General features: G+C 43.6%; 12 protein-coding genes. 6 read left to right on the plus strand and 6 right to left on the minus strand.

The window, feature by feature from the left end:
- The first annotated feature begins 3 nt into the window (after nucleotides 1–3).
- Both JGK20_RS00210 and JGK20_RS00215 read left to right on the plus strand, forming a co-directional pair.
- On the plus strand, nucleotides 4–840 hold the full coding sequence (locus tag JGK20_RS00210; RefSeq protein ID WP_293228651.1) for a TraG/TraD/VirD4 family protein: 837 nt from the start codon (nucleotides 4–6) through the stop codon (nucleotides 838–840).
- On the plus strand, nucleotides 840–2,000 hold the full coding sequence (locus tag JGK20_RS00215) for a hybrid sensor histidine kinase/response regulator (protein ID WP_293228654.1): 1,161 nt from the start codon (nucleotides 840–842) through the stop codon (nucleotides 1,998–2,000). Before JGK20_RS00210 ends, JGK20_RS00215 begins: the two co-directional genes overlap by 1 nt.
- A 570-nt stretch (nucleotides 2,001–2,570) precedes the next feature.
- On the opposite strand, the gene JGK20_RS00220 is transcribed toward JGK20_RS00215, so the two are convergent.
- From JGK20_RS00220 to JGK20_RS00230, 3 genes are all read right to left on the minus strand, one after another.
- Nucleotides 2,571–3,245 carry a response regulator transcription factor gene (locus tag JGK20_RS00220; protein ID WP_293228657.1) on the minus strand — a complete coding sequence of 225 codons (675 nt, stop codon included), beginning with the start codon at nucleotides 3,243–3,245 and terminating at the stop codon, nucleotides 2,571–2,573.
- A 275-nt stretch (nucleotides 3,246–3,520) separates the two neighbouring features.
- The gene (locus JGK20_RS00225; RefSeq protein ID WP_293228659.1) at nucleotides 3,521–4,216 is read right to left on the minus strand and encodes a hypothetical protein; all 696 of its coding nucleotides are present in this window, start codon (nucleotides 4,214–4,216) and stop codon (nucleotides 3,521–3,523) included.
- A 300-nt stretch (nucleotides 4,217–4,516) separates the two neighbouring features.
- Complete coding sequence (locus JGK20_RS00230) at nucleotides 4,517–4,948, minus strand: helix-turn-helix transcriptional regulator (RefSeq protein WP_193975537.1); 432 nt, start codon at nucleotides 4,946–4,948, stop codon at nucleotides 4,517–4,519.
- A 354-nt stretch (nucleotides 4,949–5,302) separates the two neighbouring features.
- Here JGK20_RS00230 and JGK20_RS00235 point away from each other — a divergent pair, with 354 nt between their 5' ends.
- Entirely contained in the window at nucleotides 5,303–6,301 is a 999-nt protein-coding gene (locus tag JGK20_RS00235; protein ID WP_293228665.1) for a hypothetical protein, read from the plus strand.
- Between the two features lie 7 nt (nucleotides 6,302–6,308).
- Here JGK20_RS00235 and JGK20_RS00240 read toward each other — a convergent pair whose 3' ends face one another.
- Nucleotides 6,309–6,554, minus strand: coding sequence for a hypothetical protein (locus JGK20_RS00240; RefSeq protein WP_293228668.1), 246 nt, complete (start codon nucleotides 6,552–6,554; stop codon nucleotides 6,309–6,311).
- 322 nt (nucleotides 6,555–6,876) lie between these two features.
- On the opposite strand from JGK20_RS00240, the gene JGK20_RS00245 reads away from it, so the two are divergent.
- Nucleotides 6,877–8,055, plus strand: a complete 1,179-nt coding sequence (locus tag JGK20_RS00245) for a transposase (protein WP_293228670.1) — start codon at nucleotides 6,877–6,879, stop codon at nucleotides 8,053–8,055.
- Here the strand turns inward: JGK20_RS00245 and JGK20_RS00250 are convergent.
- Complete coding sequence (locus JGK20_RS00250) at nucleotides 7,948–8,976, minus strand: SAM-dependent DNA methyltransferase (protein WP_293228673.1); 1,029 nt, start codon at nucleotides 8,974–8,976, stop codon at nucleotides 7,948–7,950. The genes JGK20_RS00245 and JGK20_RS00250 overlap by 108 nt on opposite strands.
- Before the next feature lie 338 nt (nucleotides 8,977–9,314).
- Nucleotides 9,315–11,939, minus strand: coding sequence for a DEAD/DEAH box helicase (locus JGK20_RS00255; protein WP_293228675.1), 2,625 nt, complete (start codon nucleotides 11,937–11,939; stop codon nucleotides 9,315–9,317).
- A 276-nt stretch (nucleotides 11,940–12,215) separates the two neighbouring features.
- On the opposite strand from JGK20_RS00255, the gene JGK20_RS00260 reads away from it, so the two are divergent.
- Nucleotides 12,216–12,515, plus strand: a complete 300-nt coding sequence (locus tag JGK20_RS00260) for a nucleotidyltransferase domain-containing protein (RefSeq protein WP_293228677.1) — start codon at nucleotides 12,216–12,218, stop codon at nucleotides 12,513–12,515.
- Nucleotides 12,496–12,822, plus strand: a complete 327-nt coding sequence (locus tag JGK20_RS00265) for a HEPN domain-containing protein (protein WP_293228680.1) — start codon at nucleotides 12,496–12,498, stop codon at nucleotides 12,820–12,822. Before JGK20_RS00260 ends, JGK20_RS00265 begins: the two co-directional genes overlap by 20 nt.
- Nucleotides 12,823–13,160 lie beyond the last annotated feature (338 nt).

Genomic DNA, 13,160 nt, shown 5'->3' on the forward strand with positions numbered 1-13,160 from the left:
GTAGTGGGGCCGCTGTTAGCTGCTGCTATTCATTTATGTGTGGTGTCTAATTTGAGTCGGGTACGTTCTGACCCATTTTTGTACTGCTTAGACGAGTTTCCGTCTCTCAAGTTTGACAGAATGGATCAGTGGGCTAACGAATATCGTTCTGCTGGCGGCGTGCCGATTGTTGGCATTCAATCGCTCAATCAACTCTATAATCTCTATGGGGATAAAAAAGGGGCGGCGATCGCCAGTGCTCTGTCAACTCATGTCCTTTTCAACCCCGGCGATTTTGAGACAGCCGAGAAATATTCTAAGCGGTACGGGGAAGTGGAAGTGCTGGTAAAAAATCGATCGACCGGCAGCTCGACGGGGCAGCAAACGAGCCGTTCTGTCAACTGGAGCGAACAGTTGCAAAAGAAACCGCTGATTAGTCCTGACGAAATTCTGAGGTTTCCTCAAGGCAAGTGCGTCATCACTTCACCGGCCTACGCAACGGGGACGGAAGCTTTATTTCCCTACCCTCTCAAGATTCCGGTGCGGCCCGGCGACATCAAGCGAGCCAAAGAGTCTGAAGAACTGTGGGACAGCAGCATCAGACCGCAACTTGAAAGGCGGGCGAAAGCTTTGTCAGTAGAGCAGCAGACAGGTAAACTGCTCAATATAGATGAAGAGCTGGATCAGCGGATTCAATTCGCTTACCAATTGCTGCCACATCCGAATGATCCAGAAGAACCCGTGACTGTGGCTGATGTTAAGTCGCCTGTTAATGCTGCTGGTGCGAACAGCGCGGCTGAAAAAATAGCGGTTGACAATATTCGGAAAAAACTTAAAAATCTGTCATTTGGCGATCGATAATGGAGCAAACTGAACAATTTTTGGCTGACATTTTGATTGTTGACGATATTCCAGCCAACATTCAACTGCTGTCTCAAGTGCTCATTGAACATGGGTACAAAGTCAGGAAGCTGATTAGTGGAGAGCGAGCTTTAAAAGCAGTAGAGTTGCAAGTGCCAGACTTGATTTTGCTCGACATAAAAATGCCCGGTATGGATGGCTATGAAGTTTGCCGTCAACTTAAAGCATCTGAAGCTACTTGTGCTATTCCTGTAATTTTCATCAGCGCTTTAGATGACGTATTTGACAAAGTAAAAGGGTTTGAGGCGGGCGGTGCTGACTACATTATAAAACCTTTTGAGCCTGTTGAAGTCTTAGCGCGGGTATCTGCTCAACTTAAAATGCAGCGTTTACAGCAGCAACTTCGCTGCGCTAACGTGCAATTGGCTGCACAAAATGTTCAGCTAAGCCAGGAAATTCAAGAAAGACAGCAAGCAGAAGCTAATTTAAAAATGCTGTTGCACGCTGTTTCTCACGATTTGCGATCGCCTCTATCGGGAATGTCGCTGCTGCTGCGAAGTCGCCTGAATGATGCTGCCAGCAACATTGCTATTGATAGGCGGACTGTGGAGGTTATGGTGCAAAGTTGTTCGCGCCAACTCCAGTTGATTGAGTCATTAACAGCAACACAACAGTTTGATATAAAAAGTGATTCTTTAGCAATCAAGCCGCTGTCACTGGCTACTTTAGTCCAAAATATTCTTATTGAAAGATTACCAATTCTCAACCAGCATCGAGTCAAGGTTAAGCAGCTTTTTGCAGCAGATTTGCCTTTAGTCAATGCTGATGCCCAGCAGCTATGGCGGGTGTTTGGCAATCTGATCGACAATGCTGTTAAATACAATCAGTCTGGGTTTATTTTGACTGTAGAAGCTAACAAGGAAGGTAAGATGGTTCGCTGTACGGTTGCAGACAATGGGGCCGGAATTTCTCCTCAGCAATGTGCAAGATTATTCGAGCCTTATACGAGGGGAGTTGGAGTTAGTTTAAGGCAAGGATTGGGATTGGGACTTTACATTTGCAGGCAAATTGTTGAGGCTCACGGCGGAGAGATTGGCGTTGATAGCGAATTGGGAAAAGGAGCGATGTTTTGGTTGACATTGCCAAAGTGTGAAGAGTGACAAGATATCATAAACTATAATTGTTTTGCGACTAAAATTTATAAAATACGAACGCCTATTTGAGAACAATAAAAAAAAAATTACTGACCCGATTTATATCAAATCCGTTGACCTCGAAATTATTCCTCTCTCTCTTCCTCTGCATCCTTAGCGCCTTCGCGGTTAAATCATTCCGAGCCAACCGGATTTGGTATTATTATTCACTATCGTGCAAGCCAAAGAATATCTCTAATAACTGCTGTCTCCACTAGGAACAGTTAATGTCGATCGCGATGTCATATCACTTCCGGCAGCATCGGAATGATATGACATCGCGATTGCGATTGCTTCGCTAAGAGCTCGCAATGACATATTTCTATCAAATCTGAAATGATATCATTCCGGTATAAACGGAATTGATATCACTTCTTAAATACGCGAAATTAACGTTTACTTCAGTCCGACTGTCACTCCAGAATATGCAGAAACCTTGGGAGTTTTCGGAAAAATGGCAACCGCAACAGTAATCTTTGAACCGTTTAGTAACTCGGTTACAGGTGTAGGAAAATGTCACTTTCTCTATTCTAACGGTTAAACCAGCCCCAAGCGCAGTGCTTTAATGGCTGCCTGGGTGCGATCGCTCGCTTCAAATTTAGCTAGAATCATCTCTAGATGACCTTTGGCGGTGTGGACGCTCATTCCTAGTTGAGCAGCGATTTGTTTATTGCTTCTACCCTCAACTAGCTGCTGCAAAACCTGCATTTCTCTTTCTGTCAGCTTGATGTCGTCATTCGCACAGTTATCGGGCAGCGTTTTGAGATTTTGCAGCACGCAGTCGGCAATCTTAGAGTCCAGGTAGCTGCCACCTTCTTGCACAGTCGCAATCGCTAGTAGAAGTTGTTCTGCGTTAGTGCCTTTAACGCAGTAACCGTGAGCGCCGCTTGACAAAGCAGCCATAACTTGAGTTGGATTGCTGTGGTGGGTGAGCATCAGGATGCGAGTATGCGGCAGTGCGGCTCTGATTTGCTGCGCGGCTGCAATACCGTCGATTCCGGGCAAGTCAATGTCCATCAGCACAATGTCTGGTTGGTGTTGCAGTGCGACACTGACGGCTTCGTTACCGTTAACAGCTTGGGCGACAACTGTTAAATGGGGTTGCTGATTGAGGATATGCTTTAGACCGAGCTGCATCATCGGGTCATCTTCAACTATCAGGATGGTTTTTAGTTGGCTTGTTTTTGGTTGTGTCGCGGTAATTGCAGTCACGGCTAACATTCCTACTACATTTTATCCATACTATATTGTTTTTCCTCATATTAAAGAGTGTCATCCTCCTATCGAGAGAATAAAAGTATTAACTTCTGGGCAATTTCGTCTGGAATAGAGTGGAGGTCTCTCGATAGGAGGATGGCAATAAAGTCCGTTTTCCTGAGTTTTAGGTGATAATAAAATTTTTCGTGATGCGGGCCGGAAAGCCCGCGTGAGTGCCTCACACTACCGTTTTCACCACAAATTCAGGAGACCCATACAGTCTGAACGAATTAGATCGACACTTCGTTGATTTCATCCAAATTAATTTCATCCAAATTGATAGCTGTTACTACTTCCTTCGGTTGAGATGTTAGATAACCTTTGAGTTTGACAACTGTTTGTTCTGTCTCTCGTTCAATGGTAGTCAAAAGCCAATTTTGAGTTTTTCGGTGTTGTTTGCTATCCCAAGCAAACTGAACTTTTTTTGCTGGTTGAGTCGGGTGCAGTGCCAAAACAATCAGTTGCAGCTTGTGAGGCTCGATCTCGAAAAATTCGGTAGCTACCCATAACTTAACTCGGTCTTGCCAAGTCAGTACAGGATGGCGAATCGCCCACTCAAATAGTCTGGGTGTTCCTTTGACTAAACCCACATTTGTACGGACTTGTATCACTTTAAATGGAGGATAAGGGGAAGAGTTTTCTTCTGTCACTCCCCTTTTTATTCGGTCTAGTTTTGTTTGAATTGGAATGTCAACAAACAGTTTTCGCTGCGGTAAAAACAGTGATGGCGATAGTTCTTTAAGTTGGAAAACCCACTGCTGGAAGTGGGGGTGACTGTTGAGAATTGGCTCGACAGGTAATCCCATTAAATTTTGCTTGACAAGCAGTTGCAAGCGTTCTTGCAGATAGGAAGGAACAAGAGGCGGCTCTTGTAGTGGGCTAGTATGAATAGTTTGATTGAGGTCTGATAGAGTAAGGAGGTACATTGCTCAGAGCATAAAAGACTGAGCAATAGCGGCGATCGCCAGAAGTCAGGGAGAGTCTTTGCTGACAACTTAAGACCGATCGCTGGAGTCAGGAGTCAGGATTCGGATACTTAACGATTTTTTGATCGCTCCGATTTGAGTTTTCTAGTCAAAATCCGAGTCAATTCAGATCGTAATTGCTGATTGACAAATGCTTCCTTAACTTAAGTTGTCACCAATTGGGGGGAGTGGGGAATGAGACGGTGATTTTTCCGGTTTCTCAACAGAAAACCGTAAGGGTGCAGGCTGCTCGTTACTTAACTATACAAGTTTGGCTAAAAATGCTACTGATGAAGAAATGATATCGGCAATATCATCTGGATCGAGGGAATAAATCTTTGCTAAAACTTCTTTTTTAATTTTTTCAGAGCCTATCCTCTTGCTGCCACTCACTTGACCGATCGCCACCTCATCCAAACCGCGTTGATAAACTGATAGGGATATTTCTCCATCCAAATAAAGTTGCAGAGTCTTGGTACTGCCACCGCTTAACTTTGCCAGTTGCCGAAAGTTCTTAGAATCGGATTCGGGTATCGTTTTCCCCTTTAACCACCGATATACAGTTGAAAAATCTACTCCGATAGCGGACGCTAAAGCGCTTTGAGTCCAGCCTTCTTTCAGCAGCAGCTCGATCAACTGAGTCAGCCGCTTTTGGCGATCGAGTATAAGAGAAGATACAGAGCTAACAGTCACAATTGCTTACCGAAAATTTAGGTTTAAAGTCCTGGGGCACACGGGAACTAACGCCCTTGCGAGACATCGACAAGAGTTTGGCTGAGGAGACTCCTCCGAGTGTAAGCCGAGTCGTGGAAAGACGAAGCCTAAAGAGCGGTCTTTGGAATCCCCGTGCGCGAACGCACCCGGAGGATGTCAACTGACGCTTTTACCGTACACTATTTTACTTTTTGCTGCGTTGAAACCGATAGTTTTTCGCTATTTTACCCCCTTTCTACAAACTTTGAGCAATCAAGGCCTTAATCGATTACACAACTATTCTTGCATTATGCAATACTTAATATTGCACCGCGCAAGAAGGACGGAACATCAATGTCATCCTCCAACACAGTTCGCGGTTCTGATGCACATAACTTCTCTGTTGTTCGCAGCGCTGAACTCACTGCGAGAGTTGCACAGGACTGCCAGCTAAACAAAGCCGACGCTAAAGATTTGTCTGCCCAGAGCACGCTCACTGATGCTGAAGCATTAGAATTAAGCAGCTTGGAAGCTACAGTCGAACGGAGCTTGAAAGCTTTTTGGGAAATAGGGCAAGCTTTGCGCCATATCCGGGATCGACGTCTCTACCGACAAGACTTCTCGACTTTTGAAGACTATTGCACTAATCGGTGGGAAATGTCTCGTCGCTCAGCTTACCAATTTATCGAGGCGGCAACCGTGTACGAAAATGTGCGCCATGGCGCACAAATCCTTCCCGCCAATGAGCGCCAAGTTCGCCCTCTAACAGCACTACCCTCCCAAGAGCAGCCTAGGGCTTGGGCCCAAGCCGTTTCTACTGCTCCGAACGGCAAACTTACGGCTTTTCACGTTGCCCAAGTTGTTGAAGAACACCAGAAAAAAATTTCGAGGAATAAGTCTAACAACGAGAACAGTTCCAAAAACCAACGAACTCAAACAGCCAATCATCCGTCAAACCGTGAAATTTCAGCATCCACTCAAAAGAATGCTGGGGAATTGGGAGCAACATCCAGTCAGACAGAAACTCCATGCCGAAGCTGCTGGAATTGCTATCATTGCAGTTTTGAGCCTGTTCAAGACGACCCTCACAGTTTTTATTGTCAAAAGCTAGGCAAACTAAGCTTTATTGAGAAAGATGGTAACGAACGAGGAGCTAAATGTAAATTGTGGCTCGATCGATGGATCGAGCCAGAGTTAGTCAAAAAGGCAAAACGAGCCCAACGAGATACTTTTACTTTAACTATACAGCTCCCGATACACCTGCAAGCCCAGATGCAAGATGTGGCTAAAACTCAAGGGCTGGCTGTAGTAGATTGGGCAGCACAAATCCTTCAAGCAGCAGTTGGTAAGTAGTATTGGACTAGAAATCGTCCAAATTAAATAGCGTAAATTGGTGAGGCGATATCGTCGTCTTTCTGGGTCGGCGTTTGCCCTTAACAACTTCTTGCACTACTGAATTTGAGTGAATTGATGTCTGATCATTCAAGTCAATAACTTCTGAGCTTTCTCCTGAACTTATTTCATGTTCGACTGGACAATCAGTATGATTTTTAGCCGGAGACTCGACAGGCTCAAACCACTCATTGTACCAATAAGTGGCGTTCATTGATTGAGGTCGATCGCTACTTAAAGTATTGCCGAGGAGCAAATCAGTTTGACCCAGATAATGGGATACAAGCCCCGTCTTAGGACGGCTTTTTATTTATTAAACTGCGCCCAAACTCCTCTATCAACTCACTAATGCTAATACCTCTAATGCGGGCTTCTACTTTCATGGTCTCCAAGCCGTAGGGGTTAATACTACTGTGTTTTTTTTTCACCTCATCATGCAAAATAGGTATATTTTTTAATCGTTTTTTGCTTGCCCTATTTAGATATGCCGTATATACTAGATATATGCTATCAAACTCTCAGGAGGTGATTCAAGAGTGTTAGTGCTGGAGTACAAAGCAGTGGTTAAACCCAGTCAATCCAAGTTCATAGACGAAGCTATTCGTACAAGTCAGTTTGTGCGTAACAAGGTATTGCGTTATTGGATGGATAATCGCGGTGTTGGCAAAAAAGAACTGTACCAGTACAACACTCAACTACGAGCAGAATTCGACTTTGTTAAGGACTTAAACAGCCATGCCTGTCAAGCATCGGTTGAGAATGTAGAACGCGCAATTAACAGGTTTTTAGATAACTGCAAAAAGAAAAAACCTGGAAAGAAAGGTTATCCAAGGTTCAAAAAGAATTGTCGTTCTGTTGAGTACAAGCAATCGGGATGGAAGTTGAACCCATCAAAACGTCGTATTAACTTCATCGATAAAAAAGGTATTGGTGAGGTTAAATTGCTGGGGAAATGGGATATTCACACCTACCCAGTTGAGTTAATCAAACGGGTTCGTATTGTGCGTCGTGCTGATGGGTACTACGTGCAATTTTGCGTCAAGGTTGATAACCAGCAATCTTGCCCCGTAACTACATCTAAAGTCGGGATTGATGTTGGCTTGGAATATTTCTATTCCGACAGCAACGGCAATCATGAAGAGAACCCGCGATATCTCCGCTCATCTGAGAAAGATATCAAACGGGTGCAACGCAAAATATACAAAAAGAAAAAGGGGTCATCTGGCAGAAAAAAAGCACGTGGTATTTATGCTCGGAAACATTTGAAAGTAACAAGACAAAGGAATGAACATGCGAAGAGACTCGCACGTAACTTATGCCTAGCTAACGCTCTTGTCGTCTTGGAAGATTTAAATATTTCCGGCTTGGTAAGAAACCACAAACTAGCCAAGAGTATTTCTGATGCGTCTTGGTACAACTTCCGCCAATGGCTCGAATACTTTGGGGCGAAATTTGGGAGGGAAATAATTGCAGTCCCTCCACATTTCACAAGTCAGGAATGCTCGAACTGTGGTGTTAGAGTGCAAAAATCTTTGAGTACCCGTACCCACTCCTGTCCACACTGCGGACACATCGAGCAAAGAGATGTGAATGCAGCCAAAGTAATTTTAAGTCGTGCAAACGCTACCGGAGGGCATCCGGGAAGTAACGCTAGTGGAGTTGTAGCCTCTACCTCTGTTGGTCGTAAGACCTGCAAAGGCAAGCAACGACTGTGAAACTAGAATCCCCGCACCTTCAGGTCGGGGAGTGTCAACCAACCACCAAATCGGAACAGCCAGCCAAGGTGAAAACAGATAAAACTGAAACAAAGCGCATTTTAACAGAGTAGGGTCTATATCTTGACCGATACCGCTCAGACAGTAATTCGACTGTGTTAACATTAAAGCACCCGTACCGCACGCAGGTTCATTGAAGCTGGAAATTCGCTCTGTCTTATCACCACTGACCAACTTAGATATCAACTGGCACAAAGCTAAGGGTGTCGGATAAAATCCTGAACTTTTTTGAGCAGTCTTTCCACAAATTTGGGGTAGCAGTCTGCCCATATAATCTTCAGGATACAGCATGAGAATTGACAGGTCAAACATCTGATAAAGACGTATTGATGCACCTTCACAGCCGGCGGGTTCTTTGGGTAAAATCTTGTAAGCTGGATGTCCGAATGCGAACAAAACCCAGTCCAAGAAAAACTCCAAATAGTCCCAAGCTGACCAAGTTTTCCATTCTCCATGTTGAGGAATGCAATTGAGAGTGTTATCTAGCATGGCTTCTGCGGCAGGAGAATGCTGCCATTCAATTTGGGGAATCGGTTCTGCTGGCAAAGTTTCCTCAATTACAAACTTGGGTAGTTTTTCTGGTTTTCTATTCTCCAGAATCGCTAACATTGGCTCCATTTTCCACCGCATCCAAGCATGAGCGGGAATAGCTTGACACAAAGCCCAATAATCCCATCTTCCCCATAAATATCGGTCTATTTGTGCGAGTATTTTCAGCAGCCAACCATGCTTTAAATCTCGTTCAAGGTTGGGAATTAGAGCTTGCTTTTTCTTGGGTTTGTATGGTTGCTTTCTGAAATGTAGCAGCATTGACTCTCTAGTTTGTGAGTCAATAATTGGTAACACAAGTGTGTTTTTCATGGGCGTAATTATGAAAAATGCGCCCCTAAAAACCGCAGTCGCGGTTCATACATTTTAAGAAGGGGAGGGGGAAGGCGGAGGGGAAGAAGGATAAATTTTTGCTTTTATTTGTTCATCAATAAAAGCTAACAATAACCCAATAAGATTCGGTTCAGTTAAGACTCAACAAGGTTCAGTTAAAAAGCCCAAAAATTCGGATCATCAATCATGCTGTCAATCTTAACTAAACCTTATTGAAAAAAAACCCGATAATTTTCCGTTTAGCAGAGTTCACGGCGAAGCCTTTCCCCTCCCCTTTCTCCTCCCTAAATAATTAGCTTTTTCGACCCTTCCCCTTCTTAAAATGCTTCACACAGCAACATCCCCACCTGCTTAAGTAAAGCTTTATTCCCATCAGGGCATCCCGACTGAATCAAACATTTAGGACAGCCAGAACTGCAAGAACAACTGCGGGCTAACTCAGCAGCCGCATGAGCTAATTGAGGGAGAGAACGAAAAATAGCTTCCGAGGTTCCCGAACCTCCTTCTGCTAAATCGTAAAAGAGTCCTGCATAGTCATTTGCACCTCTCTTCTCTACCAGAAAATTCACATCATTAGGTGAAGCCAAAATAGTCAGAGGTAAAGCTGCTAAAATTTGATGGCCGAAACTGTGAATAGCCAACAAATTCGCGGGGTACTCCCACAACTGCTGATATCCGGGCTCCATCTCCTGTTGAGATTGAAGCAATTCCTGGCGAGTAGCTGTTACTACCTGTTGCAGATAACATTCAACCGGGGAATTAAAACTAATTTGCAGTACAGGAGTCGCAAATTTTATTTCGTAAGGTTGCTCAAAGTTTACCTCATTAAGAACCGATGTTAGCTCAGCAGAGCGAGTTCTCTTGCCACAAACAGGACAGGCAGTACATTTTGGTAAATGCTCTTTGTAATTGACACACTTTCTATTGAGACAAGTTAACTCGTAATTGCGAGTTAATAATTGATAACCAGTGACGAGTTGGCTAATTTCTCCCCAAACCAGTTCCAGAATAGCTTGAGCTGGAATTGCATTACTATCCGTTGAATTGGTTTGAACATTTCCTTCAACTTCTGGAATGACCAACGGGATTTGTTGAGGCAAACTCAAATTCTGCTTGAGGCTGGTATCAGTGTGGCTAATCGCTACAGTAAACAGTCGAGTTTCAGGGATGTTTTGTAAAATAGCTTTGCCATTCAAGAGTGAGCGCGAAGTATAAGTCACCAAACAGCCGTCTGAGTTTTGCGTGCGGTAAATAGCACCAGGAAATACCTCTCGATAAGCAATCTCCGCACTGAGGAGTTCAATCTCTTCTTGAGTCTCCGCATCCACCAGTTGTATCGTACTAGCACCCGTTCCCCCTCGAAAGTTTACATCTTTATGGGGAAAGCCCTTAGCCCATAATTTCTCCCGGCTTCTGTGAAGAACACCTTGCTCAATTAAAGCCGTTGCAATTTGAGGAGCGCTCTTGCCAAAGTAGTGCTTGAGCTTATTGGCAGGAATGCCTGTTTCGACAGCCGCGCACATCAAATGTTTGGCAATATCTATGGGATAATTGGCATTAAAGCTCACCAATTCAGATTCGGCCGACAGCAACAATTCAGGGCGATCGGCAAAATAGTTATCCAAAGGTGATTGTGCAATGGGAATGAAGATAATTAAACCGGATTTGGTCCGACCGGCCCTGCCAGCCCTCTGCCTGAAAGCTTGCAAGCTTCCCGGCCATCCCCTAATAATAGCAAAATCAAGTTGAGGCAAATCAATTCCCGCTTCGAGAGCGCTAGTGCTGAGGATACACTTAACTGTTCCTGACTTCAAAGAGTTAATAATTCCCATGCGGCGCTCGCTTGTTAAACTGCCGTAGAAAATTGCTACTTGCGACTCAATTCCACAGTTAGTTTGAGCTATAGCTTCTTGCTTAAAAGTTGCCCACAAGTTCTTAATTGCTTGTCTGCCGTTACCGAAGCAAATTCCGCTTTTCCCTTGCTGCAACAAAAACATAATGATGCGAGCAACATCGGAATTAGCATCATGAGTCGGTTTAGTAACAATTAATTGCCGTTCTGGAACAGCAGCTCCGCTAGAGTTAATCCAAACTAACCGCTCGGGTTTATTGATATTTCGCTTTCGACTTCTACCAGATAGTAACTTCGCTAATTGAACTGGATTGCCAACGGTAGCACTCAACATCAGGAATTGCAGTTTTTGAGAACAACCTCCGCGCTCGTCTACTGCCAATTTTAATCGGCGAATTAAGCTAGCCATGTTAGCTCCATAAACTCCGTTAAAAGTGTGAGCTTCATCTAGGACAATATAGCGGAGGCGACTTAAAAAATGCTGCCAAGGCTGACTCCAGTGAACCCCTTTCAGCGCATAGTGAATTAACTCTGGTGTTGCGCTGATTATGCTAGGATTTGCAGCTAATAATTGTTCTCTGGTTTGTGGAGGAGTATCCCCAGTTAGAAGGGCAAGGCGCGGGCGCGCAGGCTCAGGAATCAGTTGGAGCAAATCGGCAAGTTTTTGACTTTGGTCGGCTGTTAAAGCTTTCAAGCCATAAATAGAGAGTGCAGTAAATTGATGTTGGAGAATGCCCTCTAAAATAGGCAAGTACGCACTTAAAGATTTGCCAGAAGCTGTTGCTGTGCTGAGGATGACATCTTTGCCCTGGCGCACAGCTTTGAGTGTTTTAATTTGGTGCGAATAAAGCTGTTGAATGCCTTGGCGGTGCAAAGCATAAATTATTGAAGGCGGCAAGTCTTGAGGAATTTTGTAGAGCTTAGGAGTTGTAGCAGTAGCGATTGTCTGATAAATAACCTCTTCGCCTAAAAATTCACACAAATCGGCTGTTGCAGTTGGCTGCAAGTGGCTTGCTTCTGGGAAGTTATTTTGGTGAAAATCATGTCTGGCTATTAGTTGGGAAAGAAGGTTGATATAATTGGGAGGCATTGGTCACTCTATGAATGAATTTTTTCTCTCTTACTACCGATAGGTAGAAAAAAGAACGAGAAAGGAAATTCCCAAAAAACCAACTGGGAGTCGGACTGCTTTTGGTAGGAGTTACAACCTTTTAGACTTAAGACTATCTTGACAGACTTTACAATTATGCTAGAATAAATTTAATTGATTAAACCAAATGCAATTTATTCCTATTTGAGACTGGTCTTAATTACAAAAAAATTAATAAAGGAGCATTGATTGAGTATGATAGAAAGGGAGAACATCATGCAATTAAGTCAGGCTATTGTCAATGAATCTCAGCCAGAAAAAATTATTTTATTTGGCTCCTATGCTTATGGAAACCCTCAAAATGACTCGGATGTAGATCTGCTAGTGATTTTGCCATACAAAGGGAGCAATTTTCGCAAAACTTGGGAAATTTTAAATAAAGTTCAACCAAAGTTTGCCATAGATTTGTTAGTGCGAACTCCTGTAGAGATTGAGCAACGCCTAGCCTGGAATGATTTTTTTTTGCGAGAAATTATAGAAAAAGGAAAGGTGATTTATGAATCCGCTAACAGTTGAATGGGTTGATAAAGCTGAAGGAGATTTTACTACGGCTTTGCGGGAATTACGAGCGAGGAAATCTCCCAACTATGATGCGGCGTGTTTTCACGCTCAACAATGTGTTGAGAAATATCTAAAAGGGCGTTTACAAGAAGCGGGAATTAGTTTTAGTAAAACTCATAATTTGACATTTTTATTGGATTTACTTTTACCTGTTGAACCTAATTATAATATTTTTCGCCAGAAACTTTTAGCGTTAACTGCTTTTGCGGTTGCTTATCGTTATCCAGGGGCTTCTGCTGATAAGGAGCACGTCAAGCATTAAAATTTTGCAAAGAAGTCCGGCAATAAGTGAGGTTAAGTTTGGGATTAAATCCATAAAAATATAGCAGAAGGAAAGGAAGAATGTTAGAGTGGCGAACGTTACCCCAAAACAAAAAAAATAGGACTAATACAGCAGATTCCACGTTGATGAAGTACATCCCGGATCGATAAATCCACGTAGGGACACGGCATTGCCCATTGGTGTCAACTTAAGGTAAAACCCATAGTCCGGCAAGGGTTGAAACCCCTGCCTCAAAGCCAAAGTCCTCTCAAGAGGACTGAAGAACTCATTAGTCCTCTTGAGAGGACTTTTGCTATTAGACAGGAATTCATTCCCTG

Origin of the sequence: Microcoleus sp. PH2017_05_CCC_O_A (assembly GCF_020738785.1) — a bacterium.
Lineage (GTDB): Bacteria > Cyanobacteriota > Cyanobacteriia > Cyanobacteriales > Microcoleaceae > Microcoleus.

Bases quoted from the DNA above. Each gene is read 5' to 3' on its own strand.
- JGK20_RS00215 (WP_293228654.1), top strand. From the start codon at position 840: ATGGAGCAAACTGAACAATTTTTGGCTGACATTTTGATTGTTGACGAT.
- JGK20_RS00225 (WP_293228659.1), bottom strand. From the start codon at position 4,216: ATGTACCTCCTTACTCTATCAGACCTCAATCAAACTATTCATACTAGC.
- JGK20_RS00235 (WP_293228665.1), top strand. From the start codon at position 5,303: ATGTCATCCTCCAACACAGTTCGCGGTTCTGATGCACATAACTTCTCT.
- JGK20_RS00240 (WP_293228668.1), bottom strand. From the start codon at position 6,554: ATGAACGCCACTTATTGGTACAATGAGTGGTTTGAGCCTGTCGAGTCT.
- JGK20_RS00250 (WP_293228673.1), bottom strand. From the start codon at position 8,976: ATGAAAAACACACTTGTGTTACCAATTATTGACTCACAAACTAGAGAG.
- JGK20_RS00255 (WP_293228675.1), bottom strand. From the start codon at position 11,939: ATGCCTCCCAATTATATCAACCTTCTTTCCCAACTAATAGCCAGACAT.
- JGK20_RS00260 (WP_293228677.1), top strand. From the start codon at position 12,216: ATGCAATTAAGTCAGGCTATTGTCAATGAATCTCAGCCAGAAAAAATT.
- JGK20_RS00265 (WP_293228680.1), top strand. From the start codon at position 12,496: ATGAATCCGCTAACAGTTGAATGGGTTGATAAAGCTGAAGGAGATTTT.